This window comes from Streptomyces hainanensis (assembly GCF_004348415.1).
In the GTDB taxonomy this organism is placed as follows: Bacteria; Actinomycetota; Actinomycetes; order Streptomycetales; family Streptomycetaceae; genus Streptomyces; species Streptomyces hainanensis.
The window spans coordinates 1-20899 of sequence record NZ_SMKI01000077.1 but is presented as its reverse complement, the minus strand read 5'-3'; the positions used below and the strand labels follow the sequence as shown (position 1 = coordinate 20899).

The 20899-nt window shown below is 70.0% G+C and carries 22 protein-coding genes and 1 pseudogene; 15 read left to right on the top strand and 8 right to left on the bottom strand.

Annotated elements, in window-relative coordinates; all coding sequences use genetic code 11:
- Window positions 1–281 precede the first annotated feature (281 nt).
- Entirely contained in the window at window positions 282–1394 is a 1113-nt protein-coding gene (locus tag E1283_RS09905; RefSeq protein WP_132817568.1) for a fructosamine kinase family protein, read from the bottom strand.
- An 833-nt stretch (window positions 1395–2227) separates the two neighbouring features.
- Between E1283_RS09905 and E1283_RS09900 the strand changes: the two genes are divergently transcribed.
- On the top strand, window positions 2228–4198 hold the full coding sequence (locus E1283_RS09900; protein ID WP_132817567.1) for an elongation factor G: 1971 nt from the start codon (window positions 2228–2230) through the stop codon (window positions 4196–4198).
- A gap of 202 nt (window positions 4199–4400) precedes the next feature.
- Entirely contained in the window at window positions 4401–4652 is a 252-nt protein-coding gene (acpP, locus tag E1283_RS37150) for an acyl carrier protein (RefSeq protein WP_165956069.1), read from the top strand.
- A gap of 23 nt (window positions 4653–4675) precedes the next feature.
- Here the strand turns inward: acpP and E1283_RS09890 are convergent, their stop codons facing one another.
- From E1283_RS09890 to E1283_RS09875, 4 genes are all read right to left on the bottom strand, one after another.
- The gene (locus E1283_RS09890) at window positions 4676–5089 is read right to left on the bottom strand and encodes a lasso peptide biosynthesis B2 protein (protein ID WP_132817565.1); all 414 of its coding nucleotides are present in this window, start codon (window positions 5087–5089) and stop codon (window positions 4676–4678) included.
- The gene (locus E1283_RS09885; protein ID WP_132817564.1) at window positions 5086–5322 is read right to left on the bottom strand and encodes a lasso peptide biosynthesis PqqD family chaperone; all 237 of its coding nucleotides are present in this window, start codon (window positions 5320–5322) and stop codon (window positions 5086–5088) included. Before E1283_RS09885 ends, E1283_RS09890 begins: the two co-directional genes overlap by 4 nt.
- A gap of 28 nt (window positions 5323–5350) precedes the next feature.
- The gene (locus E1283_RS09880; protein WP_425086150.1) at window positions 5351–6754 is read right to left on the bottom strand and encodes an asparagine synthase-related protein; all 1404 of its coding nucleotides are present in this window, start codon (window positions 6752–6754) and stop codon (window positions 5351–5353) included.
- A 453-nt stretch (window positions 6755–7207) separates the two neighbouring features.
- A complete protein-coding gene (locus E1283_RS09875) occupies window positions 7208–7345 on the bottom strand; it encodes a lasso RiPP family leader peptide-containing protein (RefSeq protein ID WP_165956068.1) in 138 nt (45 codons plus the stop codon).
- A gap of 405 nt (window positions 7346–7750) precedes the next feature.
- On the opposite strand from E1283_RS09875, the gene E1283_RS37145 reads away from it, so the two are divergent.
- Complete coding sequence (locus E1283_RS37145; protein WP_165956067.1) at window positions 7751–8008, top strand: hypothetical protein; 258 nt, start codon at window positions 7751–7753, stop codon at window positions 8006–8008.
- Between the two features lie 65 nt (window positions 8009–8073).
- Here the strand turns inward: E1283_RS37145 and E1283_RS09865 are convergent, their stop codons facing one another.
- Window positions 8074–8715 (bottom strand): nucleotidyltransferase domain-containing protein, encoded by a 642-nt coding sequence (locus E1283_RS09865; protein ID WP_132817561.1) that lies wholly within the window; start codon window positions 8713–8715, stop codon window positions 8074–8076.
- A gap of 95 nt (window positions 8716–8810) precedes the next feature.
- On the bottom strand, window positions 8811–9218 hold the full coding sequence (locus E1283_RS09860; protein WP_132817560.1) for a hypothetical protein: 408 nt from the start codon (window positions 9216–9218) through the stop codon (window positions 8811–8813).
- Between E1283_RS09860 and E1283_RS09855 the strand changes: the two genes are divergently transcribed.
- From E1283_RS09855 to E1283_RS09800, 12 genes and pseudogenes are all read left to right on the top strand, one after another.
- Entirely contained in the window at window positions 9199–9549 is a 351-nt protein-coding gene (locus tag E1283_RS09855) for a hypothetical protein (RefSeq protein ID WP_132817559.1), read from the top strand. The two genes, E1283_RS09860 and E1283_RS09855, sit on opposite strands and share 20 nt — an antisense overlap.
- A gap of 269 nt (window positions 9550–9818) precedes the next feature.
- Window positions 9819–10910 (top strand): hypothetical protein, encoded by a 1092-nt coding sequence (locus E1283_RS09850; protein ID WP_132817558.1) that lies wholly within the window; start codon window positions 9819–9821, stop codon window positions 10908–10910.
- Complete coding sequence (locus tag E1283_RS09845; protein ID WP_132817557.1) at window positions 10907–11695, top strand: methyltransferase domain-containing protein; 789 nt, start codon at window positions 10907–10909, stop codon at window positions 11693–11695. The genes E1283_RS09850 and E1283_RS09845 overlap by 4 nt, the downstream gene beginning before the upstream one ends.
- A 351-nt stretch (window positions 11696–12046) precedes the next feature.
- Window positions 12047–12697 (top strand): DUF998 domain-containing protein, encoded by a 651-nt coding sequence (locus E1283_RS09840; protein WP_132817556.1) that lies wholly within the window; start codon window positions 12047–12049, stop codon window positions 12695–12697.
- 26 nt (window positions 12698–12723) lie between these two features.
- Complete coding sequence (locus E1283_RS09835) at window positions 12724–13911, top strand: sensor histidine kinase (RefSeq protein ID WP_132817555.1); 1188 nt, start codon at window positions 12724–12726, stop codon at window positions 13909–13911.
- The gene (locus E1283_RS09830; protein WP_132817554.1) at window positions 13908–14573 is read left to right on the top strand and encodes a response regulator; all 666 of its coding nucleotides are present in this window, start codon (window positions 13908–13910) and stop codon (window positions 14571–14573) included. Before E1283_RS09835 ends, E1283_RS09830 begins: the two co-directional genes overlap by 4 nt.
- Before the next feature lie 797 nt (window positions 14574–15370).
- Window positions 15371–16177 (top strand): hypothetical protein, encoded by an 807-nt coding sequence (locus E1283_RS09825; protein ID WP_132817553.1) that lies wholly within the window; start codon window positions 15371–15373, stop codon window positions 16175–16177.
- Between the two features lie 235 nt (window positions 16178–16412).
- Window positions 16413–17414 carry a DUF6192 family protein gene (locus E1283_RS09820; protein ID WP_132817552.1) on the top strand — a complete coding sequence of 334 codons (1002 nt, stop codon included), beginning with the start codon at window positions 16413–16415 and terminating at the stop codon, window positions 17412–17414.
- Window positions 17415–17416: 2 nt separating this feature from the next.
- Window positions 17417–17836 carry a RacP protein gene (locus E1283_RS09815; RefSeq protein ID WP_132817551.1) on the top strand — a complete coding sequence of 140 codons (420 nt, stop codon included), beginning with the start codon at window positions 17417–17419 and terminating at the stop codon, window positions 17834–17836.
- 81 nt (window positions 17837–17917) lie between these two features.
- Window positions 17918–18843: pseudogene (locus E1283_RS09810) on the top strand (IS5 family transposase); the annotation flags it as partial.
- A gap of 161 nt (window positions 18844–19004) precedes the next feature.
- Window positions 19005–19613: a superoxide dismutase gene (locus E1283_RS09805; protein ID WP_132817550.1), complete on the top strand. Its 609-nt coding sequence runs from the start codon at window positions 19005–19007 to the stop codon at window positions 19611–19613.
- Window positions 19614–19747: 134 nt separating this feature from the next.
- Window positions 19748–20029 (top strand): hypothetical protein, encoded by a 282-nt coding sequence (locus tag E1283_RS09800; RefSeq protein ID WP_132817549.1) that lies wholly within the window; start codon window positions 19748–19750, stop codon window positions 20027–20029.
- 107 nt (window positions 20030–20136) lie between these two features.
- Here the strand turns inward: E1283_RS09800 and E1283_RS09795 are convergent, their stop codons facing one another.
- Window positions 20137–20607 carry a hypothetical protein gene (locus E1283_RS09795; RefSeq protein ID WP_132817548.1) on the bottom strand — a complete coding sequence of 157 codons (471 nt, stop codon included), beginning with the start codon at window positions 20605–20607 and terminating at the stop codon, window positions 20137–20139.
- Window positions 20608–20899 lie beyond the last annotated feature (292 nt).

Sequence of the window (20899 nt, the reverse complement as noted above, 5' to 3'; positions counted from 1 at the left end):
CTGATCAGCCACGCACAGGCCGTACGCGCCCCCACCGACACCTGGCCGAAGGTCCCACGCCAGCCGCCCCAACGGGTTCAGAACAGGCCCGCCCCCCCGAGGCCGTCGGGCCGACACACACATCGACCGCCACGTGTGATATAGCAGAATTGCCGGGCAGCGACGACGTTCGGCAACTGCCGCGACCGCGGGGGCCGGACCGGCCGACGAGGCAGGACGCGATGGGCTGCTCACGACCAGCCGCGGCCCACGGTGCTGGCCTCGCCGACGAGACGAGTGCCTCAGGAAAAGGTGCGGATGACCGCTCGGATCTTCTCCACGTGATCCCCGACCGCACCGAAGTGGGCGAGCACACTCAGATGCTCGCGCAGGTGCAGGAGCGGCATACGCTCCCGCCAGCCGTCGGCCAGCGGAGAGACTTCCTGATAGGCGCCGAAGAAGTGCTCCGATGGCGGGGCGGTGCAGTACATCATGCTGAGCTCGGACTCGGGCCACATCCAGCACACTGCCGGATCGATGAACGCGGGTTCGCCGGCGGCGGTAGCCACAATGTTTCCGCGCCACAGATCGCCGTGATTCAGCGCACCCGGCGCGGGCGGGACCAGTTGGGGCAGGCGGGCGCAGATCCTCTCCAGGCCCGCCACATCCGCTGAGTCGAGTGCCTGACGCACCTTGGGCTCCCTCACATAGCGGAGGATTCTGCGCTCCGCGAAGAACTCGTGCCCGCCATCCAGCCACCCGTTCTCCTGGGGCAGGAGGCCGAGCCATCCGTCGGAGTCCCAGCCGAAGCGGTCTGCGCTTACGGAGTGCAGCGCGGCGACGGCCCGGCCCGCCGCCTCCCAGAACACGTTCGTGCCGGGCAGGTTCGACTCCATCGACTCCAACAGGAGGTGACGTGCGCTCACCTCGATCACCCGGGGGACGCGGAGCCCGCCCGTGCCCCCCAACGCGCGCAATCCCTCCACCTCGAGAGGGAACAGGTCGGCCGGGGCGCGGGAGGAGCCCTTGAGGACGAGGCGGGAACCGTCGGTCAGGGTCAGCCGCCAGACGTCGTTGGCCATGCCCCCGGTGAGCGGTTCGGCAGCCACGACATCCGCGACGACCGCGCTGGGCAAGGTCTTCCACTTCGGGAGCAGTTCCGCGAGTGCGTCCCACAGGGAGCCGGCTGTGGAGAACATCGAGTGCGTGATCCTTTCGTCCGGAAACGTGATCTGGAACCGGTCCTCCAGATCGCCCATGATGTTGACCGCGGTGAGTGAATCAAGGCCGTAGTCCGCGAGGGGTATTCCATAATCGAGCCGGTGGCTCGCTGGCAAGCCGAGATTGGCGTGCAGGACGGTTTCAAATTCCCTCACGGGAGAAAATGGCATCTGCTGTCTCGTTCCCTGATCCATGAAGTTCGGAACTCCGTGACATGGAGAAATTGGTCAGAAAGGCATCGCACGCATTGAAGCCGCAGCCGGGTCCCAGAATCAGATTCGTCCACCCTGCCCCACAGTCAGCGGCCCTCGCAGCCGCGCGTGTTCCGGCCCGTCCCGGTAGACGAAGCTGAGCCCGGAACCGTCGGCCGCACGGACCATGGGAAGGCCGGGCTTCCTCGCATCGGACCTGACTCGCGGGTCGGCGAGCAGCGCCCGCTGCTCGGCGTGTGTGGTCACCAGCCAGGGGGTGCTGCCATCCCACAGCCGTACTCGAACCAGCGGTGCCTGAGCCTGCCCGGCGCGCAGTCCCGGCGCCGGGTCGAACGGGCAGCCCGCTGCCCTCGACATGGGGAACGCGGGGATGGCGGGCGGCTCGGCGGTACCCGGACCAGCGGCACTGAACATGACAGCCCCTCCTCCTGACGGTGGCCGAGCGATCGTCCCGGCCCTCCAGGGCCTGTCCGAGGCGCCTACAGGCCAATCTCGTCGAGAGCGGCCCGTCGCTCCACGGGCAGCGCGCCCCGCCGTCCGCGCATGGTGCTGCACCGCACCTCCCAGCTTCACCGAGACGGCACCGGGAGATCCCGCCGAGGCCGCCAGCGCCCGTGGCGAGGGCCTTGTACTCGGAGACTCCCCTTCGGCACCGGGCCGCCACGGCACGCGCTCGCACGGAACTGCGTTGACAGCTCCGGATGGCCTCCTGGAACATCACGTCTGACCAGTAGTCCCGTGATCGACTGAGAGAAACGGACCCATCATGCGCCAACTCGTGTGCCCCGCCGTCGCCGACCTGCACACGAGGAGCCATGAACCGTCCGCACTCTCCAGCCTCTGCTCGCCATGACATCGCTGCTACCGGCGCGGCACCCAGCGCCCGACAGCTCAATCTGGGCGTGGTGGCCCACGTCGACGCCGGCAAGACCAGTCTGACCGAGGCGCTGCTGCACGCCGGCGGCGCCATCGAACACGTCGGCCGGGTGGATGACGGCACGACTCAGACCGACACCCTGTCCCTGGAACGGCGACGGGGCATCACGATCCGCTCTGCCGTCGCGACATTCGAAATTGACAACGTCACCGTCAATCTCGTCGACACCCCGGGCCATCCCGACTTCATCGCCGAGGTCGACCGCTCGCTGGCGGTCCTCGACGGAGCGGTCCTGGTGCTGTCCGCTGTCGAGGGCGTGCAGGCCCAGACCATCGTGCTGTACCGGGCGCTGAACCGCCTCGGCATCCCCGTGGTCTTCTTCGTCAACAAGATCGACAGGGGCGGTGCCGCGCCCGAGAGGGTCCTCGCCGGAATCCGCGACCGCCTGAGCACGGCTCTCGTACCGCTCGGGCACGTGCGCAACCCCGGCACGGCCGCGGCCGAGGCCGCCGCGTGCGCGTGGGAGGACCCGATGGAGGCCGAGCGTCTGACGGAGTTGATCGCGGACCATGACGAAGATCTACTCCGGGACTGGCTCGCCCGGGACCGCCCCATCGGACCGCGGCGGCTGCGCGCAGCCCTTGGCCACCTCACCCGTGCCGGTGGCGTCCATCCGGTGCTGTTCGGGTCGGCCAGGACCGGAGCGGGCGTCCGCCCGCTGATCGAGTCCGTCACCGATCTGCTGCCCGTGGCTTCCGGCGACGACCACGCACCGGCGGCAGCGCAGGTGTTCAAGGTCGAACGGTCGCCAGGAGGGCAGCGGGTCTGCACGGTACGGATGCGTGCCGGAACGCTCGGCGTCCGCGATCGCGTGTCGCTCGGCGGCGACCGACCGGCGACAGTGACGGCCCTGGAGGTCTTCGAACCCGGCGGCGCCGTCCACCGCCCCCGTGCAGCCGCCGGCCAGATCGCCCGCGTCCGGGGCCTCGACAGCGCTCGGATCGGAGACTGGATCGGCGGCCGCCCGGCGGCCGTCACCGCGGCGGCAGCTCTGCCGGAACCAGGTTTCGAGACCAGGGTGATCGCCCGCGATCCCGCCCGGCAGGGCGAGCTGCACCAAGCCCTGACCGAGCTCGCCGACATCGACCCGCTGATCGCCCTGCGACCCGAACACGGTGCCGCACGGATCAGGATCTACGGCGAGGTGCAGCAGGAGGTCCTGGCCGACCAACTGGCAGCCGAGTACGGCATCGACGTCGACTTCCGCGACACCGGCGTGGTCTGCGTCGAACGACCGTCGGGAACCGGCAGCGCCGTGCTGCGCCGAGGTGAACCCGGCCACCTGTTCGACTACACCCTCGCCGTGACCGTCGAACCGGCCAAGCCCGGTGCCGGAGTCGAGTTGGTCGTCCCCGCGGACCGCTCCACACTGCCCCTGCACGTCTACGGCAACGTCGGCGGCTATCGGGCCGCGTTGCTGGAGTACCTTCGTGAACCCTTGGCGGTCGGCCCGCACGGGTGGCGGGTGACCGACGTACGGATCACGGTCACCGACAGCGGCTACCAACCACCGGGCCCGCGCGCCGCAGAGGTCCGGCGGACCACCTACCTGGTCGTCCGCGAAGCACTCAGGCGATCCGGCACGGTTGTCTGCGAGCCGGTCGACCGGTTCGTGCTCGAAGCGCCGGCGGATGAGCTGTCCACCGTACTCGCTCTGCTGGGCCGCCACGGTGCCGTCCCCGAGGCCCCCCGGACCATCGGGCCCGTCGCGGTGATCACCGGAACCCTGCGGAAGGCAGAGGTGAACGCGGTACGTGCCGGGTTGCACGGCGCGGCTCACGGCGAGGGTGTGCTCGAATCCACTCCCGACCACTACCAACCCGTGCGAGCCAACCGTAGGAGGCGGTAGTGAAGCCACAAGGGCGCCCGCGTCCCGCCCGGCGCGGTCCCCGACGGCTCGCACGTCGCTTATGCATTTTCGTGCTCGGGCCCGACCGAGCTCGATGCCCGCCGCCCTCTCGTCGATCGCTCTTGAAGTGTCTCCGTCGAGTGGCTTCGACGGTGGCCGATACGCCGGGCTGTGCGGCCCGTGGGTGAGGAGCCTGAAGAGCATGAGTGACGACGAGCGTCTGGCTGTCCGGGTGAGGGACATCGTGGCTACCGAGCTGAACCGTTCGGTGGACGAGGTCGCCGAGCGGGACCGCATCGTCGAGGACCTGGGCGCCGACGATCTGGACCGGGTGGAGATCATCATGCGGCTGGAGGAGGAGTTCGGCATCCAGATCAGCACCGAGGACCCCGACGAGTTCCCGACCGTCGGCGACCTTGTGGCCCACATCAGGAAGGCCAACGCCGAAGCCTGACACGCAGACTGGGAAACCACAGGTCAGGAGCTTGGGGGGATGGTGATGATGGGGCGGTATGTGATGGTGTCGGCGGGCTCGTCGACGGGCCTCCCTTCGGCTTCGATCCAGGCGTGGGCAGCGAACGGCGGCATGCGCACGCCCGTGTGCCACGTGGGCCAGGTGCCCTGCAGACGGCACAACAGCGTGGCGGCCAAGGAGCGTTGCAGGCAGTAGCGTCCGGAGCAGAGCGTTGAGGTCGCGGTGACCTCACGGCGAGCCGCCTGTGCCTGGGCGTAGCTGGCGGGGGCGGCACGACGGCGGAGCAGCGTCAGGATGGCACGGATGCGTCGAGGCGGCAGATGCGCGAGCGCGCGGGCCGTGACGATGACGGCGTGGACGGCGAGACGCCGTTGTAGCGGTGGTTTGACGCCCTGGGCATCGAGGATTTGACTCATCGACCTCTCCTGCGGAGCGGTTTCGTGGCCTGGATGAGGCCCGCGGTCGCCAGTTGTTCGACGAAGGCGCCGACATCGGCGGCGAGCTCGTCGCGAGGGGTGCCAGAGTGCTGGTCGGCCAGTTGGTCGACGACCTCCTCGATGGCCGCATGGTCCAGGAGCCGGCGCAGGATGGTGGCGCCGGTGCGGTTGAGCTGCCAGTAGCGGCCGGTGCGTTCGTTCAGTAGGGCCATCCCGGCCTGGGTCTCACAGAGGGAGACATCACGCGTCAGACGAAGGGGCGGAGGTGGAGGCGTGTCGATCACGGGGATGATCCTTGAGATGGCTGGGGTCCGGGTGGATGTCGAGCTCGCGAAGCCACTTCTCGATGCCGAGGCTGTACTCGAGCTCCGGGGCGCCGCCGGCGACAAGGCTGGGGGCGAGCATCGACCGGCGGAGGGCAGCCGGGTCGATGAGGCCCAGAGCACCAAGGTGGAAGTCGGCTGCCCAAGCGGCAAAGGTCCGTCGCTGGGCCGTGAGGCCGGCGTACCACTCTTGGCTGCTGTCGTCCTTCGTGGTGCGGGCCAGGATCTCCTCGGGGACGACGCCGTGCATGGCAGCCTTGAGGAGGGGCTTGTAGGCGGCGGGGTGGCCAGCTTCCTGAGGGCGGACGCGCAAGCAGGCAGTGAGGACGCCGTCGTCGCAGAACGGTGCTTCGAAGGGCAGCCTCACTCCCTGGGACCACTCGTCCAACAGAGCGGACGTGACACCGGCGAGTCGGGCCATGTGGACCCAGGCGTGGGTGCCGCGGTCCGGGCCGAACGCCTCGAGAGAGGAGTCGGCGGCCTGCCGGAACGCCTCTGCGGCCAGGCCGCGGGCAGTGCTGGTGGCCCAGGACGGCAGTGCCAGCGGTGGTCCCCAGTCGCAGTTGCGTTGCTGGCCGCGCCGAGTGGCGGCCAGCGAGTCGGCCTGCGCAGCGAGCCATTCGGTCAGCGAGCGGCGCGAGGACAGTTGGCGAAGCATGGTGGCGAGAGGCCAGCGGCCAGCGGCCCGATGGGCGGCGGCGTGCCGCGCCCCGGCGACGGGGTGGCGGCGCACCAGTCGGTGAAGGTACGCGGGTTGTGGCGCGACCAGATGGTCTCCACCGTGGCCGGACAGGCGCCGCAGTGCCCCGTGTTCGCGCAGAGCCCGGACCATGTGTTCCTGCTGGGCCCGGTCGCGCAGCAGTACATTGGGGTCGTCCAACGGCGGGTGGGACTCATCGAGATGGGCGAAGTGGCCCGGTAGCGTGCCGGAGGGGAACGTCAGGTGCGTGATCCCGGGCAGATGCCGCGCGGCCTGGCGGGCGTAGTGCGCGTCCTCGTTCGTCAGCGCGGCCCACTCGAGCGTCACGGCCACGAGTTCGGCACCCGCCTCGTGGGCCAGGAAACACAACGACGTGGAGTCCATGCCGCCGGACAGATCCGCACCCCAGATCTGGCCTGGCCTCACGCGAGCGGCGATCGCCGCTCCCAGCGCGTCCCGGAGCAGCGGCGCCGCCTCGGCCAACGGTAGATCGGAGGGGGGCGGCTGCCACCACCGCTCGGTACGAACCGAGCCGTCCGCCCCGAGGTGGAGCGCCTCTCCCGGCTGCACCGACTCCACACCCCGCCACACCCCGGCCACATCGAGCGGATACGGGGCCATGGGCAGGAGCATGCGAAGGGCAAGCCCAGTCGGATCTACTTCAGCGGCTGTCAGCCACGCCAACGTCCGGGCCCGATCGGCGACCAACACCACCCCACCGACCCGCGCGGTGTGCAAGCGGCGCGTGCCCGTCGCTGTTCCCCGGGCGTATACCCGGCCGTCGAGCGAGGCGAGCAGGTGGAAACACCCTGCGGCGCCGTCGGCGGCGCTGACACCCCGCGCGACGAGATCATGCGATGTCAGGCTCGTTGGGCCGAGCGCCATCAACCTCGTCGTCCCAACGGCCGCGGCCACGGCTTCGTCGTCGGGCCAGCAACCGACCAGCCAGGGGCGCCCCGAGGCGTGCGACACCAGGCGGCATGCGAACCGGCCCAAACGCTCGGTGACGGCGGACGCCGCCTCGTGGTCCGGAAGGACCACGAACCAACGCCCGCCACAGGCAGTACTCACCGACTAGGTGATCTTGTACCCGTACAGGGCCTCGGTCCTGGTCCAGGGCAGCCCCTGGGTCTCCTCCACGAAGGTACCGACCTCCGCGACCACCGGAGGCTCGTACACCTCAGCCTCGACCACACGCGTTTCCTGCTCCACGGCAATTACCCCTTCTCCATCGCGATACGGGTTGCGTGAAAACCCTTCCCTCATCACCAGCAACGATTCGGCAAAACACCGTATTCAAGTGACCTGCCCCTGAAAAGTGTGATAAGCCATAAATTGAGCGACCCGCATGTACATATCGCGCGGGGCGTGCGAGCCCTGAAAGCCCGTGCGCGACAGGCGGATTCACGGGAACGGAATCCAGGGCACCTTCGTCGTCCTAGGCGGCTGCGGCCCCCAGCCACGTCACCCACTTGAGTGGGAGCCCGCACACTGACACACCGGCGCCCGGAAACCGCAGCAAGCCTCCTGAGGCCCAGTCACCTTGCCCCTCCCTACAGTCCGAGCTCATCAAGGGCGGCCTGCTGCTCGACGGGAAGGGTGTCTCGCCTGCTGCGCATGTTGGGTCTCCTGGTCCCCGCCGCCGGTGCCCCCGTCGACGTCCAGGTGCTCGACATGGCTGCGGGGAACGCGGAGATGGGCCTCCCTCGCGAAGTACTGACGCGCGGCCGCGAGGCACCCCGCTCGACCGACCCGCTCCGGCCGCCGGAAGGATTCCTCGCCCCCGGCACCGCAGCACTGGTCAACGTCCATTGGGCCATGATCCGGGGCGAGGCGACGTTCCAGGCTCCGCCGCCTCGCGCGGCCACGGCGTGATCGAGCTGGTGAGCAGGGCTGCGTGTGAGCGGGACGTGGCGCGCGTTCCACACCCCACGGGGCGGCTAGAGATCCACGAGCCAGGGATGCCCCGGGTGTACGCGAGCGAGTAGCTCCGCCAGGGTTTCGCGCTGAGCCCGGGTCAGGTGCGGGACGGTCGTGTCGAAGTCTCCCTGGTCCTTTCGGCGGGCGTGTTTGGCCTTGAACAGCAGTACCAGTTCGGGCGCCAGATACGGGATGCCGTCTGGGGTGTGGTGGATGATGTCGCTGTAGGGAAGCCGGATCTTCTCATCACGTCGGTAGATCCAGGTGTCGCCGTCGTGTGGCTCCCGGAACACGTCGAGCAGGTAGTTCCCGGTGGCCGGATCGCGCAGCCATGTCTGATGTACGGCGGCCAGCACCTCCGGTGTGGTGACCTCCCAGATCCGGCTGCTGCCTACCGCATCGAAGACGTATCCCGGAAAGCGCTGACGGACCTCGGGGAAGCTCGCGTCCGGAATCGCGATCTCGATGTCGCCGTGACTGCGTGTCCGCCTGCCCAGGAACAGGTCCAGAGCCCAGCCCGCGGCCACGTACCAGGGCGTACGGATCCCGGCCAACCGCCGTGCGACCTCGCTCGGAGTCCACGAGGATGACCACCTGGCGTGGAGACCATCGATCTCGTCGGGTGACAGTTCTATGCCGCCGCTGGGCAGTTGCTCGCTCACCTCGAGGAACCTATCAGCGGTCTCCAACGCCTGGCCGTGTCGTCAGCATCAGACCCCGGCTTGACCTCAAGACGGGGTGGCTGTCGCGATCGGGTTCAGTGGCTGTTGGTGCCGTACGTCGTCGTCATCAGCGCGAGCGTGGCCGCCAGGATCACCACGGAGAAAAAGCCGACGACCCAGACCATGCTGGGCCGGTCAAGCTTCATCGGGGTGTCGGGGCTCCGCTGCTGGGCGACGTAGGCCCTGACCATCCTGCCGCGGACCGGGAGAAACCCGAGCGGTATGGCGACCATCGCGGCGCTGTACATGAAGAGGATCGCCGATGTTGGCTCCGGCCGGAGCAGGTTCACGCCCAGGACGGCGGCGGCGAACACAGGAGTCAGGATGTAGAAAGCCAGCTCCTGTCGTCGGGACTGCTGCGGCATCCGTGCGCGGACGTCGTCGGGGAGTTTCAGCCCGAAGCTCAGGGCCCGCACGCCGATCATGAAGAATCCCGTCGCCACCACCGCGATGATGCGCCACCCTGATTCCGAGACTGAAAACAGCATGGTGATCCCCATTCCCCCCGAGCTGCAGTCGGATCATCTTATCCGGGCGGAGGATGGCCAGGGCACATCACCCGCCGACGCCGGCGCCCCGCCGACGACCTCAAGGTCCGCCCGGAACACCATCACGCCCGGCAAGACATCCTCGTGGTCCGCGCAGTTGCGCTGCCACTCCACGAGCCAGGCCCGGTTCCAGAAACGGATCGATCGCCGCCAGGCCAGCGCAGGTTGGCGGCCGGCCGACGCCGCCAAGGCGACCGGCCCGTTCCCCAACCCCGCCTGTGTCTGAGGCGCTTTACAACCCCACCTCATCCAGCGCGGTCTGCTGCTCGACCGGCAACCCGTCCCTCCGGCTCCGCATGTTGCTGCGCCACACCCCAGCTTCACGACGGCGGTCTCGGGCTGCTCCTGGTCCCCGCCACCGGCGGGCCGGCGCAGGTGGGCCAGGAGCGCCCGGGTTTTCGGGATGCTGTCTGAACTGCCGTCACTTTTAGTGGTGTTGGCCGTTGGAGTCTCCGTTGATCTTTTGAGACTCCCTGGAAGGGACGGGCACGCCACATGACGGTCGCCGCAGTCGCGGACCGGATCACCCTCAGCACGTGGGCCGACTTCGGATGTGAGGTAAACGCGCTCACTCCGGCCGAGCTCTTCGACCGGTACGGGCAATCCCGTTTCCTCTACCCGGCCAAACGGGTGCGGCTCGCCCCCTTCTGGCCGTTGATCCTGGAGAACTGGCAGCGCGCTCGCCGGGCTGGGGAACTGCTGCACTGCGTCGCGAGCTACGAGGAGCGCGGTGGCGGCTGGGCCTCCCTCACCTCGTGGCGTTCCACGCACGCGGGTTGGCAGACCCAGCACCTGGTCAGTACGGGCACCCTCGCCGGTGCCCGGGCGGTGATGCTGGCCGGGCAGGCAGCCCGGATGGCCGGGCAGCAGGACGTCGCCCAGCAGAACTGGTTCAGTCCGTCCAACCGCTTCGCCGCCCTTGCCTTCGGCACCATGGCCCGCAGCATCGGCCCCGAACGCTCCCTCGTCGCCCCCGGCGAGTACGTGATGGTTCCGCTGGCACTCACCCACGCGCTCGGGGCGGGCCGCGCGGCCTGGTCCGTCACTGAACTGGACGGGGGCGCGTGCCCCGAGCTGGCGCAGCTGGCCCGTCACTGCAGAGGAGAGGTGTACGTGCGGGCCGAGGGACTGGACCGCGACGACCTACGTCTCACCGACGTCGACCAGCTCTACCGCTTCGTCGGGCTGCGCCGCCACCGCCGTATCTGGGTTCTGCACGACGCCAGCGGCGTGGTGCAGGCGGCCGCGCTCGCCTACCGAGGCCCGCTCGGCTTCAACTTCTCCTTCCTGGAGAATCGCTGCGACCTGCTGATCGCGCCCGGCCTCGACGCGGCCGAGACCCGAGACGCGACGGACACTCTGCTGGCCGCGGCCTCCCACGCCTACGCGGACTTCGAGCCCGGCACCGTCCCCCTCACCACCGCCACCCCGGTCGACCACCTGATCCAGGCCGGGGCCGAACCCGTACGCCCGTACACGCGCGCGCTATGGCTCGCGGAGGCGTACCCCGACTTCTACCGGCACATCGACGAGTTGTACGCCCGGCGGCTACGCGGCCGGGGCACCCACCCTAGGAGCGACGCGTGACCGTCCCGTACCTGATGGAGGACCAACGCGAGGCCGGCCGGCTGGTGGCCAAGGTCGACGCCGACGCATGGGTTCACACCTACCTGGACCCAGTGCTGCCGCAGACCCCCGGCGCCCGCGTACTCGACGTGGGCGCCGGCCCCGGCCACATCGCCGAGGCCGTGCTCCGGGCTCGCTCAGCGGCACAGGTCGTCGCCTTCGACGGCAACCCCGAACGGCTCGCGTCCGGCGGTCCGGACGGTGCGGGCCCGCTACGACGCTCGGGCGACGCCCGCGCGCTGCCCTTCGACGACGGGTCCTTCGACGTCGTCTACTCGCGCCTGATGCTCCAGTACATCGCTGAACGAGACGTAGCCATCGCCGAGATGGCCCGAGTAACCCGGCCCGGCGGCACGGTCGTGCTCTTCGACCTCGACGGCCAACTCATCTGGCACGACCCCCTCGGCCCCGAACTGAGCGCCCTGCTCGAGCCGGTGACGACCGCGCTCACGGCGGCCGGATTCGACCCACACACCGGACGCCGCCTGTACGGGCTCGCCCACAGGACCGGGCTCACGGATCTGGACGTCCGAGTCGACCCCTACCATCTGATCGCCGGACGGATCGACCCGGTCCAACGCTCCCAGTGGGAACTCAAACTCGACATCGCCCGCCCACTCCTCGCCCGCGCCCTCGGCTCACCGCAGGCGGCACAAGAGGCCGTCGACGCGTTCCTGGCACACCTGGACAGCGAGGAGACGCTGACGTACTCGGTGGCCTTCACGGTCACCGGTCGCCGCGTCTAGACACCGCACCGCTTCGTGATCCGGACACTAATTCGGGTACGACAACGGCCGGCCACCCCCATCAGGGTGGCCGGCCGGTTCCACAATCTCGCCCGCGTACGTCCAGATGCTTGACGTGGGCGTGGGGTACGCGGGGATGGCCCTCGCGGGCGAGGTACTGGTGGGCGGCGGCCAGGCCCCGCTCGAATGACCCCGCGTGCCTGCCACGGCCCGTGCACGTACACCGAATGGTGCAGCGGGCTGGACGACAACACCGTTCGGTGTACACCCGTGTGCCCGCATCGGGACGACGCGGCCGCCCCGCCCCCTCCGTAGGTTCTGGATCACCGGAACGACACCGAGGAGGACGACATGACGGCGACGAACACGACGAACACGGCTCCGGCAGCGGAGCCTCGGGCCCCGCTCGCCCTGATCGGCATCGGGGCCCTGGCGATGGTCGCTGTGGAGACGCTCAACCCGGAGTACGACCCGGTGAGCGAGACTCTGAGCCGGTATGTGCACGGCACAGCCGGCTGGCTGCTCCCGGCGGCGCTGCTGGCCGTCGGCGCCGCCTCCGCCTTGCTCACGCTACGGCTGGGCGCCGGAACCCGGCGGGCAGGCCGGGCGGCACTGGCGGCGTGGACGGTCGGCATCCTGGTCGCGGCCCTCTTTCCGGCCGACCCGCCCGGCCACTGGAATCGCCCTTCCCTTTCCGAACTCGTGCACGGCAATGCCGCCTTCCTCGCCTTCGCCGCCCTGCCGACCGCCGCCGTCCTGCTCCGCGGTCCGCTCGCGGCCCAGCGGCCCGGCCTGCGCCCGGCTCTGAACTCCCTGACCGTGGCCTCGGTCACGGCCACCGCGGCGCTCGCGGTCTTCCTGATCGACGTGATGGACGGCGGCCCGTCGCTGGGGCTGGGCGGGATCCCCACGTTCGTCGGTCTCGTCGAACGCCTGGTACTCGCCGCCGACCTGGGGTGGGTCGCGCTCGCCATAGCAGCGGCGGGCGCCCGCAACGAGTAGGGGGGATCGTCGTGGATGATCGGCGCATGGCCCGACTCGCCGTCCCCGCCCCCGCCGCCCCTCGCGCGGTTCGGCTCGTCGACGGGCTCCTCGCGGCTGTCACCGTCGTCGCCGTCCTGGCGGGTACCGCCCGGCTCGGCGGCCGGCTGGACGCTGCGGGAGCCCTGCCGCTTGCCCTGTGGTTGGGCCTGCTCCTCCTGGCGCACCGCCGGTGGCCGCTCGCCGTGCTGCTGCTGAGCGTGCAGGCCGTCGTCGTCTTCCGCACCTCGGGACTCACCGACGCCGGCTGGGTGTGGCCCGTCTCCGCCGCGTACGTCGCCCTGGCCGCCGACGACCGGCCCGGCCGCCCCGGCCTTCGGTGGGCGGCCGGAGTCGGCCTGACGGAACTGGCCTTCGCCGTGACCTGGGAGACGACGGCCGGCGGCGCCGCCCCGCGCGAGGGCCTCGGCTCCCTGGGTGCCGAGTCCCTGTGGCTGGCGGTACTCCTCGCTGCCGCGGCCGCCTACCGCAACCACCTCCGCTGGCGCGCCGAGCTCGACACGCGCCTGCTGCGGGCCGTGCGGGAACGCGACCTGGAGGCCGGCCGGCGGATCGCGGAGGCCCGCCTGGACATTGCCCGCGAACTGCACGACGTCGTCGGGCACACCCTCACCGTCGTCGGGATCCAGCTCCGGGTCGCCGTCGAGGCTCTGGACGACTCACCGCAGGAGTCGCGGGCCGCGCTCACCACCGCCCAACAAGTCCGTACCCAGGCCGTACGGGACCTCCGTGCGCTCGTCCACGTGCTGCGCGCGCCGGGGGAGACCCCGGAAGGCCCCGCTGCCGGAGCCCCCGAAGTCGCGGCGCTCGTCGACCGGATGCGGTCAGCGGAGTTGGACATCCGGCTGGAGACGTCCGGTGACCTCGCCGCGGTACCCGCGCCGGTCTCCCTCGCCGTCCACCGGATCGTCCAGGAGGCCCTCACCAACACGGTCCGCCACGCGGGCGCATCACGGGCCGACGTGACCGTCCGGTGCGGCCGCGGGCGGGTGGAGGTGCGCGTCACCGACGACGGCCGGGCCCCGACGGAGGCACCAGCGGCGGCCGGGCACGGGGTGCGTGGGATGGACGAGCGGGTCCGGGCGCTCGGCGGCGACTTCTCCGCCGGATCGCACGGCCGGAGCGAGGGATGGGTCGTGTGGGCCGCCATCCCTGTGCCAGGCTTCCGCCCATGACGATCACGGTGCTCCTCGCCGATGACCAGGCCCTGGTACGGGCCGGATTCGGCAGCCTCCTCGCCCGGGCCGAGGACATCGAGGTCGTCGGCGAGGCGGGCACAGGCGACGAGGCCGTCCGCACGGCCCGTGCCGTCCGCCCCGACATCGTCCTCATGGACATCCGCATGCCCGGCGCGGACGGCCTCACCGCCACCAGAACGATCACCGAGGACCCCGAACTGACGGACTGCCGGGTCATCGTCCTCACCACCTTCGAGACCGACGAATACGTCTTCGCGGCCCTACGCGTCGGCGCGAGCGGCTTCCTCACCAAGGAGATCGAACCGGACGCCCTGCGTCAGGCCGTCCGGTCGGTGGCGGCCGGCGACGCGTTGCTCTCACCGAGCGCGACCCGGCGGGTGATCGAGCAGTTCGCGCACCGCCCGACGGCCCCCACCGACACCGCCGAACGGCTCGCCGTGCTCACCGCCCGGGAACGCGAGGTCACCCGCCTGATCGCTACCGGCCTGTCCAACGACCAGATCGCCGCACAGCTCTTCATCAGCCCGCACACCGCCAAGACCCACGTCACCCGCGCGATCGCCAAGCTCGGCGTCCGCGACCGCGCCCAGCTCGTGATCCTCGCCTACGAAACGGGCCTCGTCCGCGCCGGCGGCTAACGGCGCCCACAGCAGACCCATCGAACAGGACTGAGACGAGGTGTCTCCCCAAGATGTGAACAAGTGCTGTCCGGTCGCAGGTCAACGATGTACTCGCCGGGAACCGCCACCGGGGGATCCGTGACCGCCACCGGACGCTCGCCGGGCCTGGTGGTGGCCCAGACGCCACCGGCGCCACCGAGCGACGACGCGAACAGCAGGAGAACAACCACCAGCCGGCGGGCGCTCACACGCGTACACACCCCAAACACGGGGACACGTGGCATGGGCCCGCGGAACGACGGGGGTCCTGGAACCGTGGGGTTCCAGGACCGGACGGAAGGATCAGCCGGCCGTGCCGGCGTCCTCCTCGTCCTTGATCGCCTGGGCGCGCTGCCGCAAGTCCTGGAACGTCGTCCCGCTCAGCGACGTCGCGAACCAGGTCGCGCACCTCCGTCGTCGCGTCGGGGGCGTCCTCGTCGCTGTTCTCGTCGTCAATCGCGCTGTTGATGGCCAGGAAGGTCATGGTCGTGCTCCTCATTCCGGTTGTCGGACGGCTGGTGCACGATCCTGCATGTCAGGCAGACACCGTGGGTGATGCCACCACGCGAACCCTTCGAAGAAGTGAAACCAATGGGCCGGAGACTCAAGGGACCGACACCAGAGCGGGGTGCGAGAACGCCGTCGCAGCCCACCGCCGGCGGGCAACGTGTCCCGCCTCGAGCGCATGTCGCTGCGCCGTATCCCAGGCGCACCTCGAATCCCTCGGCCTCGGGCTGCTTCTGATCGTCGTCGCTGTCGACGTCTTCGATGTCCAGGTGCTCGACGTAGCTGCGGGGGACCTTCAGGTGGCCTTCGCGGGTGAGGTACTGGCGGGCGGCGGCCCGGCCGCGCCCGAGGCGAGTGAGCCGCTGTTCCTGGAGGTCGACACCTGCCACATAGACGCCCAACGCATCGCCACCAAGCTCGGCAAGTACATGCGGTTCCTGCGCCGCCGCGTCACGGACGTCGACGGCCAGCAACGCGCGATGTGGCGCACCCGCTGGGAACACCCCAACAGCCACCCCGGCCAAGTACTGCACCCGCCTCTCCTGCTGGCCTTCCACCAAATCGGTGCCCGCTCCCCGGAAGCCTCCTTCGAGCGGGTGGCCGACCTCACCCGCCCGCACTGGGCCGGCCGCTGGGCCGCGGAAGAGTTCCACGACTACAACGACAAGATCCCGCTGCTGTTCACCACCATCGACCTGCTGACCGAACACGGCCCCGCCGGCGCGGCGTTCCGCCGCGCGGGCCGGCAACACTTCCAGACCCTCCCCAACGCGATCGGCAACGCCCGCCGGGACACCGCCCTGGCCCGCAGCCACGCCCGCTACCGGGAGCGGGCCCGCCAGTACGAGGCAGAGCAGGCAGCCGCCCGCGAAGCCAAGCGACCCACCTGCGGTGAGTGCGGCACCAAGTTCACCGATGACCACTGGAAGTACACCCAGTACCGGGACGCCGCCTACGACCCGCACCGGCACCTGTCCGGCCCCCTGCGTCCGAACGGCCGCCGACCGCGCCCGAGCCGAAAGAGAAGCCGCCAGGCGCCAGGCCTGCCGACGCTGCGGATACCCCCGCGACGATGACCAACCCACCACCGACCCCGTCCTTCACCACGCCCCCGCACCGGACGGGCTCCACTGCGCCGCCTGCCGCCAGGTGCTCACCCCTCCGCCCGGCCGCAACTGGCTGGCCCGCTTCCTCCTTGGCGACTGACGGCCCGGCGCCGGATGGTCAACCGCAGGTCAGCGGGCTGGACCACGGGGCTTGACCAATCTGGTCAAGCCTCGTGGTCAAGCCTCACTTGGATGGTGAGAGGCCATGCCGGAGGAGATCGAGAAGGTCGGGAACGTCAGCCAGCAGCGTTACGAGCAGATCGTGGCCGAGCTGCGGGAAGTGGTCGGACAGACCACGCGGGGGCAGTTCACGATCGGGGACCGCGCCGTGGAGGTCGTGCCGATGCGGTCGCGTGGTGGTCTGGTCGCCGCGGGGCCGGAGTGGACGGTGGATGTGTCACTGCGGCGGATGGCGGACGACTTCGGGCTGCGGCTGTGCAACGTCAAGACGACGCGGTGGGTGGCCTCGCGCTGGCCGAAGGAGCATCGGCAGCCCGGCGTGTCCTGGACCGTCCACCGGATTCTGGCCAGTATCGAGGACGAGGAGGAGCGGTTCGCCGCGATCCTGACACCGCCGGAAGGCAAGGGGCGATGGACGACGGACGATGCCAGCCGGCGTGTCGGCCAGCAGGTCGAGACCCCGGTCTCCCCGCAGGAGAAGATCACCGCGATCCGTTCGCTGGCTCGGGACGAGGATGTCGCCGCGGCGGTGACCACGGATCTGCTGAAGCGTCCGCAGGTCGCGGCCAAAGTGCCGACCGGCGACAAGGTCCGGGTGGTGGAGGAGTTCACCCGGGACGACTCGGTGGCCACCACCGCGGCCACCACCCTGCTGCGGCGCCCGGACGTCGCGTTCAAGGCGATGAGCGACGACACCGCCCGGTTCCAGGTCAACCATGCCCAGAACGAGCGGCACCGGCAAGCCCGTGAGGACTTCGAGCGGGACAGCCCCGTCGCGCCGGCGGTGCGTCGGATCGAGCGGTCGGTGGAGTTCTTGGACCTGGTGACCGCCAGCCACGCCTTCGTGGCCGCCGCCGGCCGAGTCGTGCCCGGTCTGCGGGACCGGCAGCTGGGCGGGGACGAGCGCGCCATCGTGCGCGGGAACGTCGCCCGGGTGCGGGCGACGCTGGATTGGATCGAGCAGGCCGTCGACACCGGCCGGGTCGACATGGACGACGAACTGGCCCGCATGCTGCGGGGCGAGTAGGCATGCCCCGCGCCTCACGGCGACGGGGCGACGCCGCCCGCAGGCACGCGGACACCATCCGGTTCGTGCTCTTCGAGGCCCGCCCGGCCGGCCCGGAGTTCCACCAACTGGTCCGCGCCAGCGACCTGTCCCCGCACCAGGTCCGCTCCGGACTGGCCGCGCTGCGGGACCAGGCCGCCGAACAGGGCTGGCCGCCGCTGATCTGGACCAGGGCGGACGGTTACCAGCTTGGCGCCGAACAGGCCGCGCTGGAAGCCTACGAACGGCAGGTGATCGGCGAGAAGTTGACCTCGTTCCGCCGGTTCATCACCGGCACGGTCGCCCCGCACGCCGCCGCCCACCCGCGCGACAAGTGGATCCGCCACATCGTCGCCCAGCTCAACTCCATCGAATCCACCCTCGACCTCATGGCCAGCGCCTAAGACCGCCGCCCCCGGGCAGACCTCGCGATCTGGGGGCCGGAGCCGCCCGGGGACGGCACCCGCTGGCCGGAAGACCCCGTGATGCGTCGCCGCCGCTACCCCTCGGACACCACGAACGCCGAATGGGCCCTGATCGAGCCCCTTCTCCCGACACCGGCCTGCGAGAGCCCGACCGGCGGCCGGCCGGAGAAGCACCCTCGGCGAGAGATCGTCGACGCCATTCGCTACGTCGTCGACACCGGTTGCAAATGGCGGGCCCTCCCCGTCGACTTCCCGCCCTGGCGAACAGTCTGGGGCTTCATGGCTCGCTGGGCGGCCGCCGGCGTCATCGGTCAGATCCGCGACCAGCTCGCCGGGCGGATCCGCCGCGAGATGGGCAAAGGCCCCCGAGCGGTGGCCACCGTGATCGACTCCCAGTCGGTGAAGGCCGCCGAGACCGTCAGCCGCACCAGCCGCGGCTACGACCCGGGCAAGAAAATCAACGGCCGCAAACGCCACCTCGTGGTCGACACCCGCGGCCTGCCCCTGCTCGTCATGGTCACCCCCGCCGACCTCCACGACTCCGCCGCCGCGAAGGAAGTCCTCTTCCGCCTCCGCCTGATGCACCCGGAGATCACCATCGTCTGGGCCGACTCCGCCTACGCCGGCAAGCTCGTGACCTGGGCCAAGAAGTACCTCAACCTCACCATCAAGCCCGTCAGCCGGCCTCGGGACGCCTCCGGCTTCGTCGTCCTGCCCCGCCGCTGGGTCGTCGAGAGGTCGCTCGCGTGGATGATGCACGCACGCCGCCACGCGAGGGACTACGAACGGCTCGTCCAGCACTCCGAGACTCTCATCACCTGGGCCGCGATCACCCTCATGACCAGACGGCTGGCCCGCAGGGGAGCCACCCCAAGCTGGCCGAGGAAACCGGCGCCTGCCAGTGGCTGAGCAGGCCGTGGTTGACGCGCACCGCGGCGGGGTCGGCCGGATCCGGCGGGCGCCGGTTGAGAAGACGATCACCTCTCGGGAAGGAGCGGCACCACCTGGATGCCGCGCTGCCGAAAGCCGACGGGCCGACCCCGCCAGGAATCATGTTGATGCACCATGATGGTTGTTGCAAGTCTTTCGCAATAGAGGCATAGGGTGTCCCCGGACGATCACCCACACGGAAAGGGGTACGTGCCTGATGGGCACATACGCGCTTCCCGACCTGCCCTACGACTACGCCGCTCTGGAGCCGGCCATCACCGGGCAGATCCTGGAACTGCACCACGCCAAGCACCACGCCGCCTACGTCAAGGGCGCCAACGACACCCTCGAGCAGATCGCCGAGGCCCGCGAGAAGGACCAGATCGCACCCACCAGCCTGGTCGGGCTGGAGAAGACCTACGCCTTCAACCTCTCCGGCCATGTCCTGCACTCGATCTTCTGGCAGAACCTCTCCCCAAACGGCGGTGACCGACCCGACGGAGCCCTCGCCGACGCCATCGACGAACACCTCGGCGGCTTCGAGCAGTTCAAGAGGCAGCTCACCACGGCGACCGCGTCCGTCCAGGGGTCCGGCTGGGGTGTCCTGGCCTGGGAACCGCTCGGGCGCCGCCTGATCGTCGAGCAGGTCTACGACCACCACGGCAACGTCGGCCAGGGCACCACCCCGCTACTGGTCTTCGACGCCTGGGAACACGCCTACTACCTGCAATACAAGAACGTCCGCCCCGACTACGTCACCAAGCTCTGGGACTTGGTCAACTGGGAAGACGTGACCGGCCGCTACACCGCAGCAACCGACACCTGACTCAGCATCACAACGTCACCCGGCGGGCCGGGGAAGCCATCACGGCTTCCCCGGCCCGCCGCCTCGTTTCGGCGAATGCCCAGCCAGGATCAGAAACACGCACTCATGCCCGGGACAGTGAGTTCTACCGCTTGATGCTTCGTCAGGCCCGGTCGGCGGGCTGGGATGTGGAGGAGACCGAGGACGTCGACGGCGTCGCCACGCCGCGCTCGCACATCCTGTTGGTGTGGGCGCTGATCGCCCTGAGCGAGGGCCTCACCCCTGAGCAGACCGCCCACCTCGCGCGCGGGTTCGGTGTCGCCCCGCAGGAGGTCACCGACGCCTACCTCCCCGAGATGCGGCAGCGGGTCATGGACGACATCCTCGACAACCCCGACCTGAAGCAGCTCGATGAGCACCTGGACGGGCTCACCTGAGACCCGACCGCGCCCGCCGGAGTTCCCGGCCGCGCCTCATCGTTGTGTGGTTTCCGGCGGCGGGCGGTGCCCGCCGCCGGAACCCCGGCGTGCCGGAGTGGGGAGGGCTACATCGCATCTTCCTTGGTGAGATGCCTTTCGAGGAAGTCGGCCGCGCCGGCGACGTTTGCGGCTGCCCGGTAGGCCTCGAGGATCACCCGCTCGCTCCCGGCGTTCCAGTCCTTGCCGTCGTGGGCGTCGTGCAGGCTGATGTGGTGGCGCAGGGCGAATTGCCCGTCGACGATGACGAGGCCGGTTTCTTCCCAGTCCTCGCCGAGGTATTCGAGGAACTCGCGGAGGTCCTCGGCGTTGTCAGAAGCGGGGGCGACAAAGGACGTGACGGCGATCCAGTTCACGTCCTTGCCGTCGTACTCGAAGTGCAGCTTCTGACGGCGCTTCTCCTCGGTGCCGTCCTCGCCTTTGACGGTGGCCTCGAGGGTGGCCACCATCGTCGTGTCGGCTTCCCCGGTCCCCCCTTCGACGTTCGCCGCGCCGAGCGATGTGGTGAGGAGTTGGACGAAATGGCTCCACGTCGCCATGGGTGCCCCTCTTCTTGAGAACGAGCTGATGTGCCTCGTGCTCAACGGGCGTGTCCGCCCGCGAGTCACGGCCCCCGGAACAGGAGCGGCCGGACCACGGTGGTGTTCTTCGTGGGCGAGGTGTCGGTGGGTGGTTGGCGGGGCCGTGCTCGGATGCCCTGCCGTGTTGCCCGCCCGGGTCTTTGGCTGGCCGGGCACCGTCCCTGGCGGGTTCGCTTCCTGCGCCGGGAGTACCCGGGGCGGTGGTGTCTGGTGGGGCGCCCCGCCGGCGTCCGTGAGCCCGGGGCGGCGG

Excerpts from the sequence above, each read along its gene's own strand:
- E1283_RS09885 (WP_132817564.1), bottom strand. The coding sequence starts at position 5,322 with ATGGCCCTACTGAACGAACGCACCGGCCGCTACTGGCAGCTCAACCGC.
- E1283_RS09805 (WP_132817550.1), top strand. The coding sequence starts at position 19,005 with ATGGGCACATACGCGCTTCCCGACCTGCCCTACGACTACGCCGCTCTG.
- E1283_RS09800 (WP_132817549.1), top strand. The coding sequence starts at position 19,748 with ATGCTTCGTCAGGCCCGGTCGGCGGGCTGGGATGTGGAGGAGACCGAG.
- E1283_RS09795 (WP_132817548.1), bottom strand. The coding sequence starts at position 20,607 with ATGGCGACGTGGAGCCATTTCGTCCAACTCCTCACCACATCGCTCGGC.
- E1283_RS09850 (WP_132817558.1), top strand. The coding sequence starts at position 9,819 with ATGACGGTCGCCGCAGTCGCGGACCGGATCACCCTCAGCACGTGGGCC.
- E1283_RS09820 (WP_132817552.1), top strand. The coding sequence starts at position 16,413 with ATGCCGGAGGAGATCGAGAAGGTCGGGAACGTCAGCCAGCAGCGTTAC.
- E1283_RS09835 (WP_132817555.1), top strand. The coding sequence starts at position 12,724 with ATGGCCCGACTCGCCGTCCCCGCCCCCGCCGCCCCTCGCGCGGTTCGG.
- E1283_RS09905 (WP_132817568.1), bottom strand. The coding sequence starts at position 1,394 with ATGGATCAGGGAACGAGACAGCAGATGCCATTTTCTCCCGTGAGGGAA.
- acpP (WP_165956069.1), top strand. The coding sequence starts at position 4,401 with ATGAGTGACGACGAGCGTCTGGCTGTCCGGGTGAGGGACATCGTGGCT.
- E1283_RS09880 (WP_425086150.1), bottom strand. The coding sequence starts at position 6,754 with ATGGCCCCGTATCCGCTCGATGTGGCCGGGGTGTGGCGGGGTGTGGAG.
- E1283_RS37145 (WP_165956067.1), top strand. The coding sequence starts at position 7,751 with ATGTTGGGTCTCCTGGTCCCCGCCGCCGGTGCCCCCGTCGACGTCCAG.
- E1283_RS09900 (WP_132817567.1), top strand. The coding sequence starts at position 2,228 with ATGAACCGTCCGCACTCTCCAGCCTCTGCTCGCCATGACATCGCTGCT.
- E1283_RS09815 (WP_132817551.1), top strand. The coding sequence starts at position 17,417 with ATGCCCCGCGCCTCACGGCGACGGGGCGACGCCGCCCGCAGGCACGCG.
- E1283_RS09840 (WP_132817556.1), top strand. The coding sequence starts at position 12,047 with ATGACGGCGACGAACACGACGAACACGGCTCCGGCAGCGGAGCCTCGG.
- E1283_RS09890 (WP_132817565.1), bottom strand. The coding sequence starts at position 5,089 with ATGAGTCAAATCCTCGATGCCCAGGGCGTCAAACCACCGCTACAACGG.
- E1283_RS09855 (WP_132817559.1), top strand. The coding sequence starts at position 9,199 with ATGAAGAATCCCGTCGCCACCACCGCGATGATGCGCCACCCTGATTCC.
- E1283_RS09830 (WP_132817554.1), top strand. The coding sequence starts at position 13,908 with ATGACGATCACGGTGCTCCTCGCCGATGACCAGGCCCTGGTACGGGCC.